Source organism: Pseudomonas sp. B23(2017) (assembly GCF_002113725.1).
GTDB lineage: Bacteria > Pseudomonadota > Gammaproteobacteria > Pseudomonadales > Pseudomonadaceae > Aquipseudomonas > Aquipseudomonas putida_Z.
Genome location: NZ_NEJM01000022.1, coordinates 37,967 through 60,382, shown reverse-complemented (window position 1 = coordinate 60,382; position 22,416 = coordinate 37,967). Strand labels below are relative to the sequence as shown.

The 22,416-nt window shown below is 62.9% G+C and carries 22 protein-coding genes; 15 read left to right on the top strand and 7 right to left on the bottom strand.

Features of this window, described 5'->3' with window-relative positions; all coding sequences use genetic code 11:
• Positions 1 to 174 precede the first annotated feature (174 nt).
• The 6 genes from CAG46_RS25940 (at position 175) to CAG46_RS25915 (ending at position 5,593) form a co-directional block, all read left to right on the top strand.
• Complete coding sequence (locus CAG46_RS25940) at positions 175 to 1,668, top strand: acetyl-CoA hydrolase/transferase family protein (protein ID WP_085619027.1); 1,494 nt, start codon at positions 175 to 177, stop codon at positions 1,666 to 1,668.
• Positions 1,669 to 2,061: 393 nt separating this feature from the next.
• Entirely contained in the window at positions 2,062 to 2,277 is a 216-nt protein-coding gene (locus tag CAG46_RS25935) for a DUF1127 domain-containing protein (RefSeq protein ID WP_003256968.1), read from the top strand.
• Between the two features lie 307 nt (positions 2,278 to 2,584).
• The gene (locus CAG46_RS25930) at positions 2,585 to 2,902 is read left to right on the top strand and encodes a DUF2388 domain-containing protein (protein WP_025337247.1); all 318 of its coding nucleotides are present in this window, start codon (positions 2,585 to 2,587) and stop codon (positions 2,900 to 2,902) included.
• Positions 2,903 to 2,990: 88 nt separating this feature from the next.
• On the top strand, positions 2,991 to 3,284 hold the full coding sequence (locus CAG46_RS25925; protein ID WP_025337246.1) for a DUF2388 domain-containing protein: 294 nt from the start codon (positions 2,991 to 2,993) through the stop codon (positions 3,282 to 3,284).
• A gap of 36 nt (positions 3,285 to 3,320) precedes the next feature.
• Entirely contained in the window at positions 3,321 to 3,641 is a 321-nt protein-coding gene (locus tag CAG46_RS25920; protein WP_003256970.1) for a DUF2388 domain-containing protein, read from the top strand.
• Positions 3,638 to 5,593: a DUF4105 domain-containing protein gene (locus CAG46_RS25915; protein ID WP_085619025.1), complete on the top strand. Its 1,956-nt coding sequence runs from the start codon at positions 3,638 to 3,640 to the stop codon at positions 5,591 to 5,593. The genes CAG46_RS25920 and CAG46_RS25915 overlap by 4 nt, the downstream gene beginning before the upstream one ends.
• Positions 5,594 to 5,719: 126 nt before the next feature.
• On the opposite strand, the gene CAG46_RS25910 is transcribed toward CAG46_RS25915, so the two are convergent.
• A complete protein-coding gene (locus CAG46_RS25910) occupies positions 5,720 to 6,121 on the bottom strand; it encodes a GFA family protein (protein WP_085619023.1) in 402 nt (133 codons plus the stop codon).
• A 267-nt stretch (positions 6,122 to 6,388) separates the two neighbouring features.
• Between CAG46_RS25910 and CAG46_RS25905 the strand changes: the two genes are divergently transcribed.
• From CAG46_RS25905 to CAG46_RS25865, 9 genes are all read left to right on the top strand, one after another.
• Positions 6,389 to 7,696 (top strand): CitMHS family transporter, encoded by a 1,308-nt coding sequence (locus tag CAG46_RS25905; protein ID WP_015268498.1) that lies wholly within the window; start codon positions 6,389 to 6,391, stop codon positions 7,694 to 7,696.
• Between the two features lie 71 nt (positions 7,697 to 7,767).
• Positions 7,768 to 8,538 carry a TerC family protein gene (locus CAG46_RS25900; RefSeq protein ID WP_025337243.1) on the top strand — a complete coding sequence of 257 codons (771 nt, stop codon included), beginning with the start codon at positions 7,768 to 7,770 and terminating at the stop codon, positions 8,536 to 8,538.
• 351 nt (positions 8,539 to 8,889) lie between these two features.
• Positions 8,890 to 10,548, top strand: coding sequence for a Na/Pi cotransporter family protein (locus CAG46_RS25895; RefSeq protein WP_085619021.1), 1,659 nt, complete (start codon positions 8,890 to 8,892; stop codon positions 10,546 to 10,548).
• A gap of 30 nt (positions 10,549 to 10,578) precedes the next feature.
• Complete coding sequence (locus tag CAG46_RS25890) at positions 10,579 to 11,985, top strand: pitrilysin family protein (RefSeq protein ID WP_085619019.1); 1,407 nt, start codon at positions 10,579 to 10,581, stop codon at positions 11,983 to 11,985.
• A 145-nt stretch (positions 11,986 to 12,130) separates the two neighbouring features.
• The gene (locus CAG46_RS25885; RefSeq protein WP_085619017.1) at positions 12,131 to 13,153 is read left to right on the top strand and encodes a DUF5924 family protein; all 1,023 of its coding nucleotides are present in this window, start codon (positions 12,131 to 12,133) and stop codon (positions 13,151 to 13,153) included.
• 115 nt (positions 13,154 to 13,268) lie between these two features.
• Entirely contained in the window at positions 13,269 to 14,402 is a 1,134-nt protein-coding gene (locus CAG46_RS25880) for an ABC transporter permease (RefSeq protein WP_085619015.1), read from the top strand.
• Positions 14,399 to 15,190, top strand: coding sequence for an ABC transporter ATP-binding protein (locus CAG46_RS25875; RefSeq protein ID WP_015268492.1), 792 nt, complete (start codon positions 14,399 to 14,401; stop codon positions 15,188 to 15,190). The genes CAG46_RS25880 and CAG46_RS25875 overlap by 4 nt, the downstream gene beginning before the upstream one ends.
• A gap of 3 nt (positions 15,191 to 15,193) precedes the next feature.
• Positions 15,194 to 16,132 (top strand): MlaD family protein, encoded by a 939-nt coding sequence (locus CAG46_RS25870; protein ID WP_046616914.1) that lies wholly within the window; start codon positions 15,194 to 15,196, stop codon positions 16,130 to 16,132.
• Positions 16,129 to 16,746 (top strand): ABC-type transport auxiliary lipoprotein family protein, encoded by a 618-nt coding sequence (locus CAG46_RS25865; RefSeq protein WP_085619013.1) that lies wholly within the window; start codon positions 16,129 to 16,131, stop codon positions 16,744 to 16,746. Before CAG46_RS25870 ends, CAG46_RS25865 begins: the two co-directional genes overlap by 4 nt.
• Positions 16,747 to 16,889: 143 nt before the next feature.
• Here the strand turns inward: CAG46_RS25865 and CAG46_RS25860 are convergent, their stop codons facing one another.
• From CAG46_RS25860 to CAG46_RS25835, 6 genes are all read right to left on the bottom strand, one after another.
• Positions 16,890 to 18,119: a nucleoside recognition domain-containing protein gene (locus CAG46_RS25860; RefSeq protein WP_085619011.1), complete on the bottom strand. Its 1,230-nt coding sequence runs from the start codon at positions 18,117 to 18,119 to the stop codon at positions 16,890 to 16,892.
• Positions 18,120 to 18,357: 238 nt separating this feature from the next.
• Positions 18,358 to 19,686, bottom strand: a complete 1,329-nt coding sequence (gene gltP / locus CAG46_RS25855; protein ID WP_025337235.1) for a glutamate/aspartate:proton symporter GltP — start codon at positions 19,684 to 19,686, stop codon at positions 18,358 to 18,360.
• Between the two features lie 745 nt (positions 19,687 to 20,431).
• A complete protein-coding gene (locus CAG46_RS25850; RefSeq protein ID WP_085619009.1) occupies positions 20,432 to 20,902 on the bottom strand; it encodes an inhibitor of vertebrate lysozyme family protein in 471 nt (156 codons plus the stop codon).
• Positions 20,903 to 20,904: 2 nt separating this feature from the next.
• The gene (locus tag CAG46_RS25845) at positions 20,905 to 21,066 is read right to left on the bottom strand and encodes a DUF1328 domain-containing protein (RefSeq protein ID WP_003252966.1); all 162 of its coding nucleotides are present in this window, start codon (positions 21,064 to 21,066) and stop codon (positions 20,905 to 20,907) included.
• Between the two features lie 41 nt (positions 21,067 to 21,107).
• A complete protein-coding gene (locus CAG46_RS25840) occupies positions 21,108 to 21,398 on the bottom strand; it encodes a hypothetical protein (RefSeq protein WP_025337233.1) in 291 nt (96 codons plus the stop codon).
• Between the two features lie 174 nt (positions 21,399 to 21,572).
• On the bottom strand, positions 21,573 to 22,394 hold the full coding sequence (locus CAG46_RS25835) for a BON domain-containing protein (RefSeq protein ID WP_085619007.1): 822 nt from the start codon (positions 22,392 to 22,394) through the stop codon (positions 21,573 to 21,575).
• Positions 22,395 to 22,416 lie beyond the last annotated feature (22 nt).

Sequence of the window (22,416 nt, the reverse complement as noted above, 5' to 3'; positions counted from 1 at the left end):
CAAACCAGCTGATATAAAGGAAGCCCCGGTCAGAATCTGCCGGGGCTTTTCTTTTATTGATCCGGATCAACGGCTCTATTCCAAGGCTTCTCATACGACCATGGTCGTGGGACGGCAAGGGGCGAAGTCTCTAGACTGCGCTGCAGTAGTTTCAGTAGCCCGAGATAACAATCCATGTACCGTGATCGTATCCGCTTGTCCTCCCTGCACAGCAAGGTAATGAGTGCGGCTGATGCCGCTGGTCTGATCGAGGACGGCATGACCGTCGGCATGAGCGGTTTCACCCGCGCCGGCGAAGCCAAGGCCGTACCACATGCACTGGCCGAACGTGCCAAGCAGTCGCCACTGAAAATCAGCCTGATGACCGGCGCCAGCCTGGGCAACGACCTGGACAAGCAACTGACCGAGGCCGGCGTGCTGGCTCGCCGCATGCCATTCCAGGTCGACAGCACCCTGCGCAAGGCCATCAACGACGGCCAGGTGATGTTCATCGACCAGCACCTGTCGGAAACCGTCGAGCAGCTGCGCAACCAGCAGCTGAAGCTGCCGGACATCGCGGTCATCGAAGCCGTGGCCATCACCGAGCAGGGCCACATCGTGCCAACCACCTCGGTGGGCAACTCGGCCAGCTTCGCGATCTTCGCCAAACAGGTAATTGTCGAGATCAACCTCTCGCACAACACCAACCTCGAAGGCCTGCACGACATCTATATCCCGACCTACCGCCCGACCCGCACGCCAATCCCGCTGGTCAAGGTCGACGACCGTATCGGCAGCACCGCCATCCCGATCGACCCGGCCAAGATCGTCGGCATCGTCATCAGCGACCAGCCGGACTCGCCGTCCACCGTATTGCCGCCGGATGACGAAACCCAGGGCATCGCCGACCACCTGATCAATTTCCTCAAGAAAGAAGTCGAAGCTGGCCGCATGACCAACAAGCTTGGCCCGCTGCAGGCCGGTATCGGCAGCATCGCCAACGCAGTGATGTGCGGCCTGATCGAGTCGCCGTTCGAAGAACTGACCATGTACTCCGAAGTACTGCAGGATTCCACCTTCGACCTGATCGACGCCGGCAAGCTGAGCTTCGCCTCGGGCAGCTCGATCACCTTGTCGACCCGCCGCAACGCCGACGTGTTCGGCAACCTGGAGCGTTACAAGGACAAGCTGGTTCTGCGCCCGCAAGAAATTTCCAACCACCCGGAAGTGGTCCGTCGCCTGGGCATCATCGGTATCAATACCGCGCTGGAGTTCGACATCTACGGCAACGTCAACTCCACCCATGTCTGCGGCACCAGGATGATGAACGGCATCGGCGGCTCGGGTGACTTCGCCCGTAACGCCCACCTGGCCGTGTTCGTCACCAAGTCGATTGCCAAGGGTGGCGCGATTTCCAGCGTGGTGCCGATGGTCAGCCATGTCGACCATACCGAGCACGACGTTGACATTTTGGTCACCGAGCAAGGCCTGGCCGACCTGCGTGGCCTGGCGCCACGTGAGCGCGCCCGGGCGATCATCGACAACTGTGTGCACCCGGACTACCGCGCAGCGCTGAACGACTACTTCGATCGCGCCTGCCAGCGTGGCGGCCACACCCCGCACATCCTGCGCGAAGCCCTGAGCTGGCACGAGAACCTGGAAGAAACCGGGCGCATGCTGGCTAGCTGATACAGATGTGGTACGGAACGGCGGCCCTGCTTCCGCTGTTCCGGTCTGTATTCTCGTAATCCTGGGGCCGCTTTGCGGCCCTTTCGCGACACAAGGCCGCTCCTACAGGGGCAAGCATTACAGCCATCACTTATTTTTGAACAAAACTGTACTACTGTACTGGTAATTTTCAGCCCTTCCGCCTGAAAAAACCCTTCTCCGAAGCCAGAACGCACCAAACAAGGGCGGACCAGTACAGTTACGCCAGTTTCGAGTGCAACAGTAGGGTTACACAGTTAACTGGACCATCGTCTTTCAACCGAACTGTATCTACTGTTATGGACGACAGAGGAGGATCATTGGCATCAGTTAAATCACTACCTAATCCCGCCATAAGCGGAAGGATGAAACATCATGGAACGTACCCTCAGTTCCGGTCTGGTTTTTGAAAGCAACGCCCAACAATCCAACGCTTCGCTGCCGCTGCGCGCTCTGTCCACCTTGCTGCTGTGGCAGCGCCGCATGGCCAGCCGCCGTCAACTGGCTCGCCTGGACGCCCGCCTGCTGGCCGACGCCGGTATCAGCGAGTCGCAGCGTTACGAAGAGCTGAGCAAGCCTTTCTGGCGCTAAGCTTTGGCTTGCCGGCTTCGGCCGGCACCGCGAATTCCCGAAACCCGTTGCAGGTGACTGCGACGGGTTTTTTGTTTGCAGGCGGCATGCCAGAGCCTTTTGCAGACGAACATGTACAGTTTGTAAAATCCTAAAACAAACCATAACAGTTTATTGGTGCGCTGTTCATTAACATCCAGAAACACCGGCGCGTGATACGCTTGGCGTGACAGTCTGGTAGAACGCACTGTTGAAAAAGTACCGCGACGAGCTGTGCGAGCGTCCGATAAAGCAGAACCACCCGACCCTAGTCCAGGAGTCCACGATCATGTCCCGTAAATACCTGATTGGCGCCGCCCTGATGCTGAGCCTGGCCGGCACCGCAAACGCCACCAGCTTCGTTGTCACCACCGACGCCGTCGTTGGCGCAGTGGCCGCGTCCACCGATGCCACTTCCGATATTTCCTCCTCGTTCCGTGACGACAAGATCGTCCAGGCCGCCCGTGACGACGCCGCCAGCTTCGTTGGCAGCCAGGGCGACATCCGCGGTGCCAAGCTGGAAAGCGCTTTCCTGCACATCCGCTCGCAGATGCCAGCCCTGCAGGCCAGCGACGCACAACTGGCCCAGGCCATCCTGGCGCTCTGACCCCGGCTGAGCCGTTCAGCTGTGCTGGTCACCACCAGCACAGCCGTACTCACCATTGCCGCCCACGTTTCCAGCTGTTGTAGAGCCCATGCGTTATCTGTTGCCGTTGCTGTTCTCCGTTGTTGGCATGGCCAGCGCCCATGCCATGGATACCACTACGCAAAGCCTGGTCATCACCGGCTATGTCACCAGCCAGGTCACCACCGCACCGTTCGACCGCAAACTGGTCCGCCAGGCCCAGGACGATGCTGCGGCCTTCGTCGCCAGCGACGGCCAGATCCGCGGTGCGCGGCTGGAGGCAGCACTGGAATCACTACGCCACAATTGCGCACGGCATACCGTCGGCGATCTGGAACTGGCGCAGGCAATTCTCGTCCAATAATTACATCTGACTCCCTGTATTTTTCGGAGATGCTCCATGCGTAAACCGCTGATTGCCGCTACCCTCGGCATGCTGCTGCTGGCCGACCTGGCCCAGGCACAGACCCTGGTGGCCACCAGCAATATCATCGTGCGGGCCTTTGGCCGTTCGATCGATTTCACCTCTGACACCACCACCTCGATCCGCGATTCCAAAGTGGTGCGCGAAGCCCATGACGACGCCGCCAGCTTTGTCGCCAGCAACGGTGACATCCGCGGCGCCCAGCTCGAGGCCGCCTTCAACACCCTGCGCGAGCGCGTGCCACAAGCGCGCGACGCCAGCGACCAGGTACTGGCTGAAGCCATCCTCGCGCTGTGAACCGCGTGCGCGCCTGGCTGCTCGGCTGCGCCCTGACGCTGCTCGGCACGCCCGCCCTGGCCGACCTGCAGCTCGAGCTGCAGGGGTCCGGCCTTGACTCGCAGCAGGCCCAAGCCACTCAGGCTCTGCTCGACGAAGCCATGGGCAAGCTGCCCCCTCGCTTCAAGCAACAGCTGAACCGCCGGGTGCGGGTCAGCTGGAGCGACAACATGCAGGCCGACGCCTATGGCCAGGCATCGCTGGTATCTACCCTCGAACTCAATCGCCGCCTGCTGCCCAGCCTCACCGATGGCAGTGCTGCCACCGAGCGCACCAACCGCCCGCATGGCACGGTGCGAGAAGAACTGCTGGCCACCGTGCTGCACGAACTCACTCATATCTACGACCGTGCCCGGCTGTGGCCCAGCGCCGAGAACGCGCTGATCGCCCGTTGCAAGCGCCAGCAAGGTACGTTGGGCAAGGTCGGCCTGCCCGAAGCATGCCGTGGCCAGGCCGAGCGCCGCTTCACCCTCAGCGACGACCCGCGCCTGCTCGACCTGGCCGGCTGGCAGCAGTACGTGGGCCGACGCGGCGAGCGCGAGCAGCACAACGGCCAGTTCGTGCGCAGCCCCGACAGCTATGAACTGAGCAGCCCCAAGGAGTACATCGCGGTCAACATGGAGTACTTCCTCCTCGACCCGAGCTACGGCTGCCGCCGTCCGGCGCTGAACCAGTACCTGCGCGAACACTTCGGCTGGGCACCGCAGCAGGACAGCTGCGCCAAGGGCCTGCCGTTCATCAATGCCGGCAGCGACTTCGCCCGCCAACCGCTGGGCGAAATCGACCCCGAGCGGGTCTATGAGGTGGACTACCTGCTGGCCGAAGCCAACCAGAACCTGGTCAGCCGCTGGGGCCACAGCATGCTGCGCCTGGTGATCTGCAAGCCGGGCCGCCCACGCGGGCCGGACTGCCGCCTGGACCTAGACCAGAGCTTGGTGCTGTCGTACCGCGCCTTCGTCAACGATGTGCAGCTTTCCAGCTGGGACGGCCTGGTCGGTGCCTACCCCTCGCGCCTGTTCGTGCTGCCGCTGGGCCAGGTGATCGACGAGTACACCAAGACCGAACTGCGCAGCCTGGCCTCGGTGCCCTTGCGGCTCGACCGCGACGAGATCGAGAACCTGGTGCGTCAGGCCGCCGAAATGCACTGGAGCTACGATGGCAACTACTGGTTCCTGTCCAACAACTGCGCAGTAGAGTCGTTGAAGCTGCTGCGCAGCGGCACCGCCAACCCACGCCTGAACGACCTCGACAGCATCATGCCCAATGGCTTGCTGGCTGTGCTCAAGGGCAGGGGGCTCGCCGACACCAGTGTGCTCGACGACCCCCGCGAGGCGCTGCGCCTGGGTTATCGCTTCGACTCCTACCGCGACCGTTACCAAGCCATGTTCGAGGTGTTGAAGAAGCAGTTGCCAATCAAGCAGGACAAGGTCGAGGACTGGCTGGCCCTTGACGCCGAGCAACGGCGGGGCTGGTTCGCCCAGGCCGACCTGCGCACCAGCGCCGCCTTGCTGCTGCTTGAACAGGCCAGCTTGCGCCGGCAACTGCTGCTGGCCCAGGACGAGGTCAAGCAGCGGTACCTTAACGCCGCCGCGCTGAACGATGGCAGCGTCAGCAAGGCCGATGCGACCCTCAGGCAGATGCTTGCCAACAGTGGCTTCCTCAGCCGCCCGGCAGAGTTGCTCGATAGCAAGGGCTACGGGCTGCCGCAGCCGCAGGAGCGCAAGCACCTGGAGCAAGTCAGCAGCGAGCGGCAAGCGAAATTGCTGCGCTTGAGCACGAGCCTGGACAAAGAGGTGAGGGCGCTGCTGGAGCCGTCGCGGGCCAGGGAGATTGCGGCGGTGGAAGCCAATGTGAAGCAGGTGGGCGAGCATCTGCGGGCATTGCACAAGGCTGCAGGAGGCCTGCAGTTGTAAGTACGGCTGTACGGGCCCTATCGCCGGCAAGCCAGCTCCCACAAGACCACCATAGGTCTGAAGGTGGTGGGACACCTGTGGGAGCTGGCTTGCCGGCGATAGGGCCAGCAGCACCAACACAATCTCTTACAGGTTCTCCTCCGCCTCCGAAGGCAAATCCTCGTCCAGATGCAACCAAGGCAACCGGCTACCCACCCAGATATGCCGGTTGGCCCTGACGCGTTCCGGGTGGTCCAGCGTCGCCACCGTCACATCCACCGTCTCCGGGCTATGTGTAGTCACCAACGCCACATGCGCCCCGCAATGCCCACAGAAGTACCGGCTGCAACTGGCCGGTGCCACATAGCAGTTCGGCTCGCCCGCCAGCCACCGGAACCCCGAGCGGGGCACGGTGAGCCAGGTCACCACCAGCCCGCCACTGACCCGCCGGCAGATCGAACAATGGCAATGGGCAATGTCCGTCAGGTCGCCCTCCAACCGATAACGCAAGGCGCCACAATGGCAGCCACCCTCGGTCACATCCTGCATCACCTACCTCTCGTCGCCTTTGCTTCGGCGAAAGCTGGCTGAAAGCTTGCCCTCATAGGATAGCCCCCACTACCGGCACAAGACCGGTCAGCCAGGGCACCCGGTAACCACCGCGCCCGGCCCAATCAACAACAACAATGGTGATTCTGATGTATTCCTGTGCCCGACTTTCCGTAGCCCCCCTCCGCATGCTCCCCGCACAGCGCCAAGCGCGCTGATCCGCCCGAATCGACGTTCCTTTCGCCGCGCCACGCCTGGAGTATTGCCATGCTGACCTTCCTCGGCTTTGCCATGGTCATCACCTTCATGTACCTGATCATGACCAAGCGCCTGTCGGCCTTGATCGCGCTGATCCTGGTACCGATCCTGTTCGCCCTGTTCGGTGGTTTTTCCGCCAAGATCGGCCCGATGATGCTCGAGGGCATCAGCAAGCTCGCACCTACCGGCGTGATGCTGATGTTCGCCATCCTCTATTTCGCCTTGATGATCGACTCCGGCCTGTTCGACCCGGCCGTGCGCAAGATCCTCAAGCTGGTCAAGGGTGACCCGCTGAAAGTCTCCGTCGGCACCGCAGTACTGGCCCTGGTGGTCTCGCTCGACGGTGACGGCGCCACCACCTACATGATCTGCTGCGCCGCCATGCTGCCGATGTACAGCCGCCTGGGCATGAGCCCGCGGATCATGGCCGGCCTGATCATTCTCGCCGGCGGGGTGATGAACATGACCCCCTGGGGTGGCCCGACTGCCCGCGCCGCCAGCGCCCTGCACGTGGACCCGTCGGACATCTTCGTGCCGATGATCCCGGCCATGCTGTTCGGCGTGCTGGCAATCCTGGCCATCGCCTACATGTACGGCAAGCGTGAACGTGCCCGCCTGGGCGAGTTGCACCTGCCCACCGACGACATCGACCACAGCGAAATCACCGTTTCGCAGTACCCGGACGCGCGCCGGCCAAAACTGCTGTACTTCAACGGCGCCCTGACCGCTGCCCTGATGGTCGCGCTGATTGCCGGCGTGCTGCCACTGCCAGTGCTGTTCATGATCGCCTTCAGCATCGCCATGATCGTCAACTACCCGTGCCTGCAGCAGCAGAAAGACCGCATCGCCGCCCACGCCGGCAGCGTGCTGGCGGTCACCGGGCTGATCTTCGCCGCCGGCATCTTCACTGGCATCCTCTCAGGCACCGGCATGGTCGACGCCATGTCCAAGAGCCTGCTGTCGGTCATCCCCGAGGCGCTGGGCCCATACCTGGCGGTGATCACCGCGATCGTGAGCATGCCGTTCACCTTCTTCATGTCCAACGACGCGTTCTACTACGGCGTGCTGCCGGTGCTGGCCGAAGCTGCCAGCCACTACGGCATCAGCCCGGTGGAAATGGCCCGTGCGTCGATCGTCGGGCAACCGGTACACCTGCTCAGCCCCTTGGTACCCTCCACCTACCTGCTGGTGGCCCTGGCCGGCATCGAGTTCGGCGATCATCAGCGCTTCACCTTGAAGTGGGCAGTGCTGGTGTGCCTGTGCATAATGCTCGCCGCGCTGCTGATGGGCATTTTCCCGCTGTTCAGTAGTCTTTAATAAACGCGTATTTCCCTAACGCGACGCGCCCTGATCCGGGCGCGTCGCCTTTACCGTTCGAAGGAAAACACATGGAATGGCTGACCAGCCCGGAAATCTGGGTTGCCTTTTTCACCCTTACCGCGCTTGAGATCGTCCTCGGTATCGACAACATCATCATGATCTCGATTCTGGTCAGCCGCATGCCCAAGCACATGCAGCCGCGCACCCGGATCTTCGGCCTGGCCCTGGCCATGGTCACCCGTATCATGCTGCTGCTGTCGATCACCTGGGTCATGCGCCTTACCGCCGACCTGTTCGTGGTCCTGGGCCAGGGCATCTCCGGGCGTGACCTGATCCTGTTCTTTGGTGGCCTGTTCCTGCTGTGGAAAAGCTCGCAAGAGATCTACCACGGCCTGGAAGGCGAGGACGAGAACCCGGAAGAGCCGAAAGGCGCGGGTGGCAAGTTCTTCTACACCATCATCCAGATCGCCATCATCGACATCGTGTTCTCGCTGGACTCGGTGATCACTGCGGTGGGCATGGTGTCCCACGTACCGGTAATGATCGCCGCGATCATCGTCGCCGTGCTGGTGATGATGCTGTGCGCCGGCACCATCAGCGACTTCATCGACAAGCACCCGTCGCTGAAGATGCTCGCACTATCGTTCCTGATCGTGGTCGGTACCGTGCTGATCGCCGAAGCTTTCGACGTGCATGTACCAAAGGGCTACGTCTACTTCGCCATGGCGTTCTCGCTGGCGGTGGAAGCCATCAACATCCGCATGCGCACTGCCTTGGCCCGCAAGAACGGCAAAGAGCATGAACCGGTGAAACTGCGCAAGGACATTCCGGGTCAATAAGATCAGGAAGTGCAGGACATAAAGGGCCCTTCGTTCTGTTCGGGGCCCTTTTTTCATTTCTGGGTATCAGAAATGGAGCTGTTCTGTGCCGGCCTCTTCGCGGGTAAACCCGCTCCCACAGGGGCCACACAGGCCTTGAGGTTATGGTGATCCTGTGGGAGCGGGTTCACCCGCGAAGAGGCCGGCACAGGCAATCATTCATTTCCAGTGTGTTTCAAATAAATGGCAGCCATGCGAAGCTGGCGACAGCTACGCAAAACAACTAAAGCTTTGAGTGAGCACTGAAAATTCTTCAAACGCTCACGCTTCGTCTCTTGGCCCTCTGGGCCAATGCAACAGGGGGCCGTCGCCATGCTGACCCTGCTCAACCTGCTCTCGGCCGTTACGCTTCTGGTCTGGGGCACCCACATCGTGCGTACCGGCATCCTTCGGGTATTCGGCTCGAGCCTGCGGCGCATCATCAGCCAGAACATGAGCAAACGCCCGCTGGCGTTCGTCGCCGGCATTCTGGTCACGGCCATGGTGCAAAGCAGCAACGCCACCGCCATGCTCGTCACCTCGTTCGTCGGCCAGGGCCTGATGGCCATGACCCCGGCCTTGGCAATCATGCTCGGCGCCGATGTGGGTACCGCGCTGATGGCCCGGGTGCTGACCCTGGACCTGTCTTGGCTGTCGCCGCTGCTGATCTTCCTGGGTGTTATCTTCTTCCTCTCACGCAAACAGACGAGGGCCGGCCAGCTGGGCAGGGTAGGCATCGGGCTTGGCCTGATCATCCTGGCATTGGAGCTGATCGTGCAGGCAGCTACGCCGATTACCCACGCCCAAGGCGTGAAGGTGCTGTTCGCCTCGCTGACCGGTGACATCATGCTCGACGCCTTGGTCGGCGCTCTGTTCGCCATGATTTCCTATTCCAGCCTGGCGGCCGTGCTGCTCACCGCAACGCTGGCCGGTGCCGAAGTGATCAGCCTGCCGGTGGCCATCGGCCTGGTGGTGGGCGCCAACATCGGTAGCGGACTGCTGGCCTTCCTCAGCACCAGCATGCAAAACGCCGCCGGGCGCCGAGTGGCTCTGGGCAGCCTGCTGTACAAGCTGATCGGCCTGCTGCTGATCATCCCCGTGTTGCACCCGCTGGTGAGCTGGATGGACTCACTGAGCTTCAGCCCACAGGAGCTGGTCATCGGCTTCCACCTGCTCTACAACACACTGCGTTGCCTGATCATGCTGCCCACGGTCAAACCCATGGGCCGGCTGTGCAACACCCTGCTCCCCGAACGGGAAAACGGCAACGGCCAGATTCGCCCGCGCCATCTCGACACCTCGGCGCTGGAAACACCCAGCCTGGCCCTGGCCAACGCCTCCCGCGAAACCCTGCGCCTGGGCGATATCGTCGACAGCCTGCTCGAAGCCATGCTCGGTGCCCTGCGCGGTACCCAGGCCGCCTTGCCGCAGCAGGTCCGCGCCCTCGGCGAGGACGCCGAAGCCTTGTACAGCGCGATCAAGCTGTACCTGGCGCAGATGTCGCGTGAAGACCTCAGCGAACAGGACAACCGCCGCTGGGCGGAAATCATCGAACTGGCGATCAACCTCAAGCTGGCCTGCGACCTGATCGAGCGCATGCTGCGCAAGGTCCAACAGCAGAAAACCAGCCAGCGCCGGGAGTTTTCCCAGGTGGGCCTGGAAGAGCTGACCGGCTTGCAGGAACAGCTGCTGGCCAACCTGCGCCTGGGCTTGTCGGTGTTCCTCAGTGCCGACCCGGAAAGCGCCCGCTTGCTGCTGCGGGAAAAACGCCGTTTTCGCGCCCAGGAACGGCGCCTTGCCCACGCCCATGTCAGCCGCTTGCAGCGCAAGGTAGTGCAAAGTATCGAGACCAGTTCGCTACACTTGGAGCTGATCGCCGACATGAAACGGTTGAACTCTTTGTTCTGTAGCAGTGCCTATGTGGTACTGGGCGGCTCGGACACGGGCGGGCTGATGCTCGACAGCGTGCCGGACGAAGCCCGTCTGCCGTGATTTCGCCTACCTGAGGACCCAAGCTCGCCCATGCGTTGCCTGATGTTCGTTTGCCTGCTGATCTGCAGCCTGCCCTCATTCGCCCTCGACCGCTCGCGGGTTGAAGGTTACCTGTTGCCCAACGGCCTGCAGGTCATCCTGAAAAACGGTTATGAACGTGACCATGTGGCGATTCGCCTGGTGGTCGGCGTCGGCCTGGATGACTTCAATTGCGAGCAGAAAGAGCTGCCGCACCTGCTCGAACACCTGCTGTTCAGCGGCATCGACGAAACTGGCGAGGGCGGCCTGGAAGAGCGCCTGCAATCGCTGGGCGGCGAGTGGAACGCCTACACCAGCAGCGCCGACACCACCTTCGTCATCGAAGCCCCGGCGCGCAACCAGCGCAAAATCCTCGACCTGCTGCTGGCGGTGATCCACGACACCCGCATCGATGCCAAGGCCCTGGCCACCGCCAAGCGCATCATCGAGCGCGAGGATGGCGGCCACTATGGCCACCTGCAGCGCTGGCTCGACCGCCAGGACATCGGCCACCCCGCCAGTGACCAGCTGGCCACCGAGCTGGGCCTGAAATGCCCGGAGCGCTCCAACCTCGACGACATGACCCTGGAGCAGGTGAACACCTTGCGTGACCGCTGGTACGCGGCCAACAACATGACCCTGATCGTGGTCGGCGGCCTCGACCGCCTGCTGCCGGCCTACCTGGAGCGCACCTTTGGCGAACTGCCCGCCACCGAGCCGGAGGAGCGCCGCACCCTGGAAAGCATCGGCCAGCAAGCTGCACAGCGCCGCGACCTGACCCGCGGCTGGCTGGGTGACAGCGTCAAGCTGCACTGGCTGTTCGTCGAGCCGGTGCTGGACAACGACCACCAGGCCACCCTCGACCTGCTGTCGCACTACCTGGACTGGGCGCTGTACGACCAGCTGCGCCTGCGCAACGGTTTGTCCTACGGCCCTTCGGCAAAACGCGAAAGCTTTGGCGACACCGGCCTGCTAAGCCTCAATGCCGACCTGCAGCGCGAGGATATCGACCAGGCGGTCGAGGTGATGCAGAAATTGTTCGACCACCTGCGCAAGGAAGGCCTCGACCCGGATACCTTCGAGCGCATCAAGTACGCCAGCGTCGCCAAGGAAAGCTGGAGCACTCAGGGCAACAGTGCCTTGGCCGACTACTACTGGGGCGCGCTGAACGACTATAGCGACGGGCGCTTCGTCAACCCGGTGCGCAAGCTGCGCCAGGTCAGCCTGGCGCAGGCCAACGAGGCGCTGAAGGAACTGCTCAAGGAAGATGGCTATGTGCGTATCGAGAAACCATTGCTTGGCTATGATGAGCTCTACGGGCTGGTTGCCTTGCTGTTGGGGCTGATCCTGGCAGCGGGGCTGCTGCGCTGGCGTCGGCATGGTCCGGAAAAACCGAGCGGTGCTACACGCGAGCAGTGAAACGACGGTATCCTTTTGCCAGTACCGGTCTCTTCGCGGGCACGCCCGCTCCCACAAAGGTCAGTGACAACCCGGACCCTGTGGGAGCGGGCGCGCCCGCGAAGAGGCCAGCACAGTCACCTCACCCATTCTGTTGTAGCCCCCAATGCCCCAAATCCCCCACATCGTCCAGCGCATCATCGAACTGCTCAAACGCTACCCCGGCGTCATCGCGCTCGGTGGTTTCCTCTCCGGCATCGGCAGTTTCATCCTGGTCGACCGTCAGGCTGGCCTGGCCAGCTGGGTAGCTGTGCTCATGCTGGTCAGCTGGCTCTGGCTGATGCTGGAAAACACCCTCACCGGCCTGTTCGCGCGCACCTTCAACCGCGAAATACCGCAGCCATTGCTGCGCTACGCGACGCAGATGATCCACCAGGAATCACTGTTCTTCGTACTGCCGTTTTTCTTCATCACCACCACCTGGAACAGCGGCCAACTGGTGTTCACCGGCCTGCTCGGTGCCGCCGGGCTGATTTCGATCATCGACCCGCTGTACTACAAGTGGCTGGCACCGCGGCGCTGGCTGTTCCTGGCGCTGCATACCCTGACCCTGTTCGCCGCCCTGCTGACCGCGCTGCCGATCATCCTGCACCTGACCACAGCGCAAAGCTTCAAGCTGGCCCTGATTGCAGCCATGGCCCTGTCGTTCCCCAGCCTGGCCAGCAGCTTCCCGATCAACAACTGGCGCCGCGCCGTGGCCCTGGTGCTGGTCACCCTGTCGGTCGGCGGCGGGGGCTGGCTGCTGCGTTCCTGGGTGCCGCCAGCGACCCTGTGGATGACCGAAGTGGCGGTCAGCACCGAAGTGCTGAACCGCCAGCCGGGCGATTCGCTGGACGAAATTGCTGCCAGCCGCATCCGTAGCAGCGGCCTGTACGCCTACACCGCGATCAACGCGCCACGCGGCCTGAACGAGCGGATCTACCATGTGTGGCAAAAGGACGGCCAGGAAGTCGACCGCATTGCCTTGGACATCCACGGCGGGCGCAAGGAAGGCTACCGGGCCTGGACCCACAAGCAGAACTTCCCGCCGAACCCGGTGGGCAAGTGGCAGGTGAGGGTACTGACCGAAGATGGGCAGGTCATCGGCGTGCTGCGCTTCAAGGTGGTCGACGAAGCGCCCGCGGGGTGAGTGAAAGGGGCCGCTTTGCGGCCCCCAAGGTCCGTGAAGACAGCACATAATCACCAAACAGCCCATGCCCGCTGCGCTATGATCAGGCCCTAAGCCTTAGCGCCGAGTCAGTAGCATGGAGTCGATGACCACCCCCAGCGCCACCCTGGACACCAGTAGCCAACCGGCCTGCCTGCGCATTACCGGTGACTGGACCCTGGCGCACTACGCCAGCCTCAAGCGTGAGAGCGAGCGCCTGCGCGCGCAATACGCTGCCGATACCGTCGCCGACCTCAGCCAACTGGGCCGCCTGGATACCGCCGGTGCCTCGCTGCTGGCCGAACTGCTCGGCTCCGAGCGCCTGTCGCGCTGCACCCACGGCCTGCCCGAAGCCAGCCGCGCTCTGCTCAAGAACGTCTACTGCTCGGTGCAGGACTACTGCATCCCGGTCAAGGAACCCGAGCGTAACGTGCTGCTGTTGCTGCTGGAACGCATCGGCTGCGCCGTCGGTACCCTGTGGCAAGACACCATGCAGGTGCTCGGCTTCGTTGGCCTGATCCTCGAAACCCTGCTGCGCCGCGCCCTGCAACCTCATCGCTGGCGCTTCACCCCGGTCGTGGCGCACATCGAACAGACCGGCCTGGACGCCGCGCCCATCGTCGCCCTGCTGACCTTCCTGGTGGGCGCGGTGGTGGCCTTCCTCGGCGCCACGGTGCTGGCCGATTTCGGTGCGACCATCTTCACCGTCGACCTGGTGGCATTCTCGTTCCTGCGCGAGTTCGCCGTGCTGCTCACCGCTATCCTCATGGCCGGCCGCACCGCCAGCGCGTTCACCGCGCAGATCGGCTCGATGAAGGCCAACGAGGAAATCGATGCCATCCGCACCCTCGGCCTGAACCCCATGGAGATGCTGGTGGTACCGCGCGTACTGGCGCTGTTGATTTCGCTGCCCTTGCTGACCTTCATCGCGATGATCTGCGGCATCGTCGGCGGTGCGGTGGTGTGCGCGCTGTCACTGGACATCTCGCCAGCCATGTTCCTGTCGCTGCTGCAAAGCGACATCGGCGTACAGCACTTCCTGGTCGGCCTGGCCAAGGCACCGTTCTTCGCCTTCCTGATCGCCGCCATCGGCTGCCTGGAAGGCTTCAAGGTCAGCGGTAGCGCCGAATCGGTGGGCGCACACACTACCTCGGCGGTGGTGCAGTCGATATTCGTGGTCATCGTGCTGGATGCGGTGGCCGCACTGTTCTTCATGGAGATGGGCTGGTGAGTGGCCAGGAACGCGTGATCGAGGCCCGCGGCATCTGCAACCGCTTCGGCCGCCAGAGCGTGCACGAAAACCTCGACCTCGACCTGTATCGCGGCGAGATCCTCGCCGTGGTCGGCGGCTCGGGCAGCGGCAAGTCGGTGCTGCTGCGCAGCATCGTCGGCCTGCGGCGGCCCGACGAAGGGCAGATCAAGGTGTTCGGCCAGGACCTGGCCGGCCTGCGCGAAGAGCAGCGCTCACTGGTCGAGCGGCGCTTCGGCGTGCTGTTCCAGAAGGGCGCGCTGTTCTCTTCGCTGACCGTCACCGAAAACGTGGCGTTGCCGCTGATCGAGCACGCCGGGCTGTCCCGCGCCGATGCCGAGCACCTGGCCGGAGTGAAGCTGGCCCTGGCCGGGCTGCCGATCTCGGCCGCCGACAAGTACCCGGCCTCGCTGTCGGGGGGCATGATCAAGCGCGCCGCGCTGGCCCGTGCCCTGGCACTTGACCCGGACATCCTGTTCCTCGACGAACCCACCGCTGGCCTGGACCCGATCGGCGCCGCCGCCTTCGACCAGTTGATCCTGACCCTGCGTGACGCCCTGGGCCTGTCGGTGTTCCTCATCACCCACGACCTCGACACCCTGTACACCATTACCGACCGCATCGCCGTGCTGTCGCAGAAGAAGGTCCTGGTGGCCGGCCCACTGGCCGAGGTCGAGCAGACCAACGACGCCTGGATTCAAGAATACTTTCATGGCCCACGCGGGCGCGCAGCCGAGCAGGCCGCCACCCGTGCCGGGCAGGAGCGCTGAGCAATGGAAACCCGAGCCCATCACGTTCTTATCGGCCTGGTCACCGTCCTGGTGGTGGCCGGTGCCATGCTGTTCGGCCTGTGGCTGGCCAAGTCTAGTGTCGACGACGCCTTCAAGGACTACGAAGTGGTGTTCAACGAAGCCGTCTCCGGCCTGTCCCGTGGCAGCCCGGTGCAGTACAACGGCATCAAGGTAGGCGACGTGTCCACCCTGCGCCTGGACCCGAAAGACCCGCGCCGGGTACTGGCACGGGTGCGCCTGAGCGCTGACACCCCGGTGAAGGAAGACACCCAGGCCAAGCTGACCCTGGCCGGCGTGACCGGCAACTCGTTCATCCAGCTCAGCGGGGGCACCCCGCAAAGCCCCGAGTTGAAAGGCAAGGACGGCAAGCTGCCGGTGATCATCGCATCGCCCTCGCCAATCTCGCGCCTGCTCAATGACAGCAGCGATCTGGTGACCAACATCAACCTGCTGCTGCACAACGCCAACCAGATGTTTTCCGAGGACAACATCGGCCACCTCAGCAACACCCTGTCCAACCTCGACAAGACCACCGGCGCCTTCGCTGGCCAGCACGGCAGCATCACCCAGGCCATCGAGCAACTGGTGCAGGTGGGCAAGCAGGCCAGCGCCACCCTGGCCGAAACCCAGGCACTGATGCGCAATGCCAACGGCCTGCTGGGCAGCGAAGGCAAGCAGGCAATCGGCAGCGCCGAGCAGGCCATGCAGTCACTGGCCGAGAGCACCGCCACCATCAACCGCCTGCTCGAGGACAACCGCGAGGCCATCGGCGACGGTGCCCAGGGCCTGAACCAGCTGACCCCGGCGATTCGCGAGCTGCGCGAAACCCTCAACGCACTCAAAGGCATTTCCCGGCAACTGGAGGCCGACCCTAGCGGCTACCTGCTCGGCCGCGACAACAACAAGGAGTTCCAACCATGAAACCGTCACTGCGCCTGCTGGCCCTGGCGGCCGCACTGAGCCTGGCCAGTGCCTGCTCGATCCTGCCGCAGAGCGAGCCCGTCGACCTGTACCGTCTGCCGGTGAACCAGCCCGGCCGGACGGCGCCGGCGCTGGACTGGTCATTGCGCCTGAACAAGCCGCTGGCCAGCGAAGTGCTGGCCGGGCCACGGATTGCCGTGATTCCCCAGGGCGATGTGGTCAGCAGCTACAAAGGCGCGCGCTGGAGCGACGCAGTACCGGTGCTGCTGCGCAACCGCCTGCTCGACGGTTTCCAGCGTGACGGCCAGGTACAGCGCCTTAGCGCCGACGACAGCAACCTGCAGGCCGACTACGAGCTGGCTGGCGAGCTGCAGGCGTTCCAGGCCGAATACCGCGAGGGCGGGGCGGTGGAGGTGGTGATCCGCTATGACGCACGTCTGGTCCAGGGCCGCAGCCAACGAATTCTGGCCAGCAAACGCTTCGAAATCCGCCAGCCGCTGGCCGACAAGCAGGTGTCAGCGGTGGTTGCCGGCTTCGGGAAGGCCTGCGACCAGCTGACCGGGCAGGTGGTCAGTTGGACCATTGCGCAAGCATCCAGCGTTCCTGCTCACTGAAGCCCTGCCTGCTTTTTGTGGGAGCGGCCTTGTGTCGCGAAAGGGCCGCGAAGCGGCCCCGGCAATTCTTGCATGAGCGCCGAAATCCTGGGGCCGCTGTGCGGCCCTTTCGCGACACAAGGCCGCTCCCACAACGGTCCGCGTCAGGCGAAGAACCAGTAGCAGACGAAGATCGCCGCGATCACACCGGACAACTCCGCCAGCAATGCGCAACCGACGGCATGGCGCACGCGCTGGATACCCACCGCACCAAAGTAAACCGCCAGCACGTAGAAGGTGGTTTCGGTACTCCCCTGAATCGTCGCCGCTACCAGCGCCGGGAAGCTGTCCACACCGTGGGTCTGCATGGTCTCGATCAGCATCGCCCGCGCCGCACTGCCGGAGAACGGCTTGACCAATGCCGTGGGCAGGCCCTCGACGAAGCGGGTGTCCAGGCCCAGCCAGGTCACCGCATGGCGAATACCGTCCAAGGCCAGCTCCAGGGCGCCTGAGGCCCGCAATACACCCACCGCCACCAGCATCGCCACCAGGTAAGGCAACAGGCCCTTGGCCACATCGAAGCCTTCCTTGGCGCCTTCGACAAAGGCTTCATACACCTTCACCCGCTTCAAGGCGCCGATCACCAGGAACAGGATGATCACGCCAAACAACGTGAGGTTGCCCAGGATCGACGACAGGCTCGCCAGCGCGGCCGCCGAGAGGGTGCCGAGAAAGGCCATGAACCCGCCCAGCAGCAATGCACCGGGGATCAGGTAGGCGAGCACTACCGGGTCCCACAGGCGCAGGCGCTGCATCACCGCCACCGACAGCAGGCCGACCAGGGTCGAGACGCTGGTGGCCAGCAGGATGGGCAGGAACACCATGGTCGGGTCGGCCGCGCCTTGCTGGGCCCGGTACATGAAGATCGTCACCGGCAGCAGCGTCAGCGACGAGGCGTTGAGCACCAGGAACAGGATCTGCGCGTTGCTCGCCGTGGTGCTACTGGGGTTCAGCTCCTGCAGTGCGCGCATGGCCTTCAGGCCGATCGGCGTGGCGGCGTTGTCCAGGCCCAGGCCGTTGGCGGCGAAGTTCATGGTGATCAGGCCCAGGGCTGGGTGGCCGGGCGGAACTTCCGGCATCAGCCGGGCAAACAGCGGGCCGAGCACCTTGGCCAGCCACTCGACGATGCCAGCCTTCTCGGCGATCTTGAGAAAGCCCAGCCACAGGGTCAGCGTGCCGAACAGCAGCACCATCACCTCGACCGACAGCTTGGCCATGGCAAAGATGCTCTCGACCATCGCCGCGAAGATGCCGGCGTTGCCGCCTACCAGCCATTGGGCCAGGGCGGACACTGCCGCCACCAGGAAAAAGCCAAGCCAAAGGCCGTTGAGCATCCGTGTGTTCCCCCTGAAAAATGCCCGAATGATAGCGTATCGGGGCGTAAGGCTGGAGACCGCAGGCGAGGGCTGCGCCCTCGTATCGCGACACAAGGCCGCTCCCACAGTGGTCGGTGTACGCCGGCCATTGTGGGAGCGGCCTTGCGTCGCGAAAGGGCCGCAAAGCGGCCCCAAGATCTCACAGGCAACAAAAAGCCCCGACAAGTCGGGGCTTTTGGTCAAACAGCAGTCAGGCTCAGCGCTTGGCAGCTTCGCCAACCATGGCCGCTTCCTGTTTGCCGGCCATCAGCGAGGCGTAGTACTTCTCGCCCTTGGCGGCGTCGTACATACCCTCCCAGCGAGCGATGACCAGGGCTGCCAGAGCGTTACCCACAACGTTCAAGGCGGTACGGGCCATGTCCATTATGCGGTCGACACCGGCGATGAAGGCCAGGCCTTCCAGCGGGATGCCCACGCTGCCCAGGGTGGCCAGCAGCACCACGAAGGAAACACCCGGTACGCCAGCGATACCCTTGGAAGTGACCATCAGGGTCAGCACCAGCAGCAGCTGCTGGCTCCAGGACAGGTCGATACCGTACAGCTGGGCAATGAAGATGGCCGCGATGCTCTGATACAGGGTCGAGCCGTCGAGGTTGAACGAGTAGCCGGTCGGTACCACGAACGAGCAGATCGACTTCGGTGCACCGTACTTCTCCATCTTCTCGATCACGCGCGGCAGCACGGTTTCCGAGCTGGAGGTGGAGTAGGCGAGGATCAGCTCATCTTTCATGATGCGCATGATCTTGATCACCGAGAAACCGAACAGGCGGGCAACCAGGCCCAGCACCATGAAGGCGAAGAAGGCGATGGCGAAGTACACCAGCAGCACCAGCTTGGCCAGCGGCAGCAGCGAGCTGAAACCGAAGTTGGCGACGGTCACGGCGATCAGGGCGAACACGCCGATAGGGGCGTAGTTCATGATCATGTGGGTGACCTTGAACATGGTCTCGGAAACCGCCTGGAAGGTACGCACCAGCGGGTCGCGCAGCTCTGCCTGCAGGCTCGACAGGCCCAGGCCGAACATCACCGAGAAGAAGATGATCGGCAGCATTTCGCCACGCATCAGCGCTGCGAAGATGTTCGACGGGATCAGGTTCAGCAGGGTTTCGATGAACGCGTGCTCATGCTGCACTTCGGCCGCGGTAGCCTGGTACTTGGAGATGTCCACGGTACCCAGGGTGCTCATGTCGATGCCGGCGCCCGGGTGGAACAGGTTGGCCAACACCAGGCCCACGACGATGGCGATGGTGGTCACCACTTCGAAGTAGATGATGGTCTTCAGGCCGATGCTGCCCAGTTTCTTCGCGTCGCCAACCCCGGCGATACCCACGATCAGCGACGAAATCACGATCGGGACGACGATCATCTTGATCAGGCGAATGAAGATGTCACCAGCGGGCTGGAGGACGTTGCTGATCCACCATGCCTTTTCTGCACTGAAATGATTCAGTAGCGCGCCGATTGCAACACCCAGGACCAGACCGATGACGATCTGCCAGGCGAGGCTCAGTTTTGCCTTCTTCATGTCTTTACCCTTTGTTCTAGTGGTCATGGGCACCCAACGGAAACGCGCGTAACAGAGCCGTTGGCAAGGTCACGAGCAGCAGATGCTTCCGTCCGGCGACTTCATGTAAGGACACCGCAGGCGAGCGACAGGGCGCTCGGGCCGGCGAAAAAGGCGGCAACTATTGCGATGGCAAAGGGGGAAATCTAATGCCGGAAGCGCATAGCCCATGCCGTTTGTGCATAACATTTCTGACCAAAACGGGAGGTTCGCAAGTGCTTGATTTACAACGTTCGGAATCCCGAACAAGACCAAACCGCCATATTTAGGCAGATTTGGCAGGGTAAAAAGGACAGGGGTGATGGCTTGTTCGACAATCCGAATGGCCGAAATGCCTCTTGAACAAGCGCCAGGCTGATCGAAAAAAAATTGATGTACGGTCGAGACAAAATGTGTCTCGAAGAGGAAATCGCGCAGGGAAGAGACGTTTCCTACATGGCTCCTCGGAAGTCAGGTCTGGTCAGGTGCCCCTATGGCACCGCCGACCTGAAACTTCCGATTCCGCCTTTCCTGACCCGGCCCATTGCTGGAGGCACTCCCTGTACCCCTAGGCCACTCCGATCCTGCAACAATCAGAACAGCCCGGCCCCTTGGTCATGTGCGGCCCCTCCTCGGGGCGGCGCATCATAGAAGGCTGAAATATAGAAAGGTTCAGCTTCTATTTCGTGACAGTGCATGACCTTTCCTCCGTACCGGGTGCAAATGCTCAGTACCAGTTCGGGTCACGCTTGAGCTGCTCCTGCAGCATCGTCTTCATGCCGTCGTCCGGCTTACCCAGCCAGCGGTACTGCGCGTGACGGGTGGGCGACTTGTCGCTCGGCAAACCTTCGGGTACCTCCACGAGCATCCCGTAGGCATCGTCCTTGTCCCAGCTGAACGCCACGATCAGGCGCTTGTAGGTGCAGTTGTCCTGGCGTTCGCACAATGGGCCGACCAGGTACTTGTCGCCGTCTTCGGTAACGGCAGACATCTGCTGCTGGGCACTGCCGGTCAGATTGACCACCCAATCAGGCAGACGTTCCTCGCCTTCAATCGTGTCCTGCCAGGTTTCCCGGTACTCCGGGTCCGAGCCGAGCAGCTGGTCGACTCGGACCTGGCCGTCATTGGCCGCCATCGCCGCCGCACTGCCGCCCAGTAACAAGGCGGCAGCCAGGGATGTCCAACGCTTCCTGCCCATCTTCAACCTCGTCCACGTCCAAAGAAGAAGGAGGCTACGAACAGCACCAGGAAGACAATGAACAGAATCTTCGCGATACCGGTGGCAGCGCCCGCGATACCACCGAAGCCCAGTACGGCGGCGACAATGGCGATGATGAGGAAAGTGATAGCCCAACTCAGCATGGTGGTTCTCCTTTCTTTTTTGAAATCGTTAAGGCCAGCGGTCAGAACACCCAGCGGTCCTGGGGTACGACCCTTTCCAGGGTGGCCGGTGACGCGGTGGCCTGGCCAGTTGGAAGCGGGTCGGCGGCCTTGACCAAGGTATTGGCACGGGTTGCCTGAATCTGCGTCAACAGGGCGGTCTGCGCCGCCACTTGCTCGGTCAGGCGCGCGGTCTGCCAGCTGTAATAGAAGAGGCCAGCGGCCAAGGTCAGCAACAGCGCCAGGCCGAGTGAAAGCACCTGGCTCAGGGGCAGTGCAGCGCTCTGCAAGCGGTTGACGGATTGGCGGGTCATGCCGGCTCCTCCTGCTGTAATTCTTGTTCAAACCTGAACAGGTAATTGCAGCCTGCATGCCAGCCTTACGAATCAAATAAAATTCTTTTAAATCATATAGTTATGTGAATCCTGCAAAACCGGCAAGGACGTATCCTGCACGATGCCGCCCGGGCCGTCGTGCGAATTGCACGATCAGCCCTCGACCTTGGTCGCCACCTTGAGCAGGTCGGCATCCACCCCGCGCACGCCGATGATCTGCCGGGCGATTTCCACGGCAATGGTTTTCTGCTCGCTGCTGACCACCTCGCCCGAAAGCCGCACCAAACCCTCCTCGCTGGCCACTTTCAGGTTCAGGCCATCGAGGTTACGGCTGAAGCGGTAGCTGTTCTGGATCTTGTCGATGATCCAGCTGTCGCTCGGTTGCGGCCCAGTCGGCGTCCCCACCGGGGTTTCCCGGACCTTGGCCATGGCGGCGCTATCGAGGCTGACCAGGTTGTTGACCAGGTGCACACCCTCGGTGGTACGCGCCACCACGCCGGCCAGCTCCTTGGCCTCGGCACTGTCGACCTTGCCACGCAGGGTCACCACACCTTCGCTGCTCTGTACATCTATAGGCGCCTTCTCGGTGGTGCGGCTCCACAACAGCCGCGCACGGATCACCGCGGCCAGGGTGGCATCCTCCAGGCGCTGGGCATAGGCACGCAGCGCCAGCGGGCGCTCCACCAGCTGGGCATTGACCCGCAGCTGGTTGTCGACTTGCTCGATGCCACGGGTAGCCAGCGCCACATGCTCGGCCAGCTGGCGTTCGACGTCGTTCTCCACCTCACCGGAAAGCCGCGCCTGCTTGCCGTCCACCTCGACCTGGATACGAAACGGGTCGAGCATGCGGTTCAGCGACAGGGCAGTTTGCAGGGCCCCCTCCAGGCGGGCGTCCTGCACCGGGCCGGCGAATGCCGGGGTGAACATCGGCAGCAGGGTGGTTGCCAACACGGCGGTGCGAATGGAAAAGGACATGGCAGTGCCTCCTTTTGTAGAG

What these genes read in the sequence shown, in the direction of transcription:
- CAG46_RS25940 (WP_085619027.1), top strand. Translation starts at nt 175, where the DNA reads ATGTACCGTGATCGTATCCGCTTGTCCTCCCTGCACAGCAAGGTAATG.
- CAG46_RS25935 (WP_003256968.1), top strand. Translation starts at nt 2,062, where the DNA reads ATGGAACGTACCCTCAGTTCCGGTCTGGTTTTTGAAAGCAACGCCCAA.
- CAG46_RS25930 (WP_025337247.1), top strand. Translation starts at nt 2,585, where the DNA reads ATGTCCCGTAAATACCTGATTGGCGCCGCCCTGATGCTGAGCCTGGCC.
- CAG46_RS25925 (WP_025337246.1), top strand. Translation starts at nt 2,991, where the DNA reads ATGCGTTATCTGTTGCCGTTGCTGTTCTCCGTTGTTGGCATGGCCAGC.
- CAG46_RS25920 (WP_003256970.1), top strand. Translation starts at nt 3,321, where the DNA reads ATGCGTAAACCGCTGATTGCCGCTACCCTCGGCATGCTGCTGCTGGCC.
- CAG46_RS25910 (WP_085619023.1), bottom strand. Translation starts at nt 6,121, where the DNA reads ATGCAGGATGTGACCGAGGGTGGCTGCCATTGTGGCGCCTTGCGTTAT.
- CAG46_RS25905 (WP_015268498.1), top strand. Translation starts at nt 6,389, where the DNA reads ATGCTGACCTTCCTCGGCTTTGCCATGGTCATCACCTTCATGTACCTG.
- CAG46_RS25900 (WP_025337243.1), top strand. Translation starts at nt 7,768, where the DNA reads ATGGAATGGCTGACCAGCCCGGAAATCTGGGTTGCCTTTTTCACCCTT.
- CAG46_RS25895 (WP_085619021.1), top strand. Translation starts at nt 8,890, where the DNA reads ATGCTGACCCTGCTCAACCTGCTCTCGGCCGTTACGCTTCTGGTCTGG.
- CAG46_RS25890 (WP_085619019.1), top strand. Translation starts at nt 10,579, where the DNA reads ATGCGTTGCCTGATGTTCGTTTGCCTGCTGATCTGCAGCCTGCCCTCA.
- CAG46_RS25885 (WP_085619017.1), top strand. Translation starts at nt 12,131, where the DNA reads ATGCCCCAAATCCCCCACATCGTCCAGCGCATCATCGAACTGCTCAAA.
- CAG46_RS25880 (WP_085619015.1), top strand. Translation starts at nt 13,269, where the DNA reads ATGGAGTCGATGACCACCCCCAGCGCCACCCTGGACACCAGTAGCCAA.
- CAG46_RS25870 (WP_046616914.1), top strand. Translation starts at nt 15,194, where the DNA reads ATGGAAACCCGAGCCCATCACGTTCTTATCGGCCTGGTCACCGTCCTG.
- CAG46_RS25865 (WP_085619013.1), top strand. Translation starts at nt 16,129, where the DNA reads ATGAAACCGTCACTGCGCCTGCTGGCCCTGGCGGCCGCACTGAGCCTG.
- CAG46_RS25860 (WP_085619011.1), bottom strand. Translation starts at nt 18,119, where the DNA reads ATGCTCAACGGCCTTTGGCTTGGCTTTTTCCTGGTGGCGGCAGTGTCC.
- gltP (WP_025337235.1), bottom strand. Translation starts at nt 19,686, where the DNA reads ATGAAGAAGGCAAAACTGAGCCTCGCCTGGCAGATCGTCATCGGTCTG.
- CAG46_RS25850 (WP_085619009.1), bottom strand. Translation starts at nt 20,902, where the DNA reads ATGGGCAGGAAGCGTTGGACATCCCTGGCTGCCGCCTTGTTACTGGGC.
- CAG46_RS25845 (WP_003252966.1), bottom strand. Translation starts at nt 21,066, where the DNA reads ATGCTGAGTTGGGCTATCACTTTCCTCATCATCGCCATTGTCGCCGCC.
- CAG46_RS25840 (WP_025337233.1), bottom strand. Translation starts at nt 21,398, where the DNA reads ATGACCCGCCAATCCGTCAACCGCTTGCAGAGCGCTGCACTGCCCCTG.
- CAG46_RS25835 (WP_085619007.1), bottom strand. Translation starts at nt 22,394, where the DNA reads ATGTCCTTTTCCATTCGCACCGCCGTGTTGGCAACCACCCTGCTGCCG.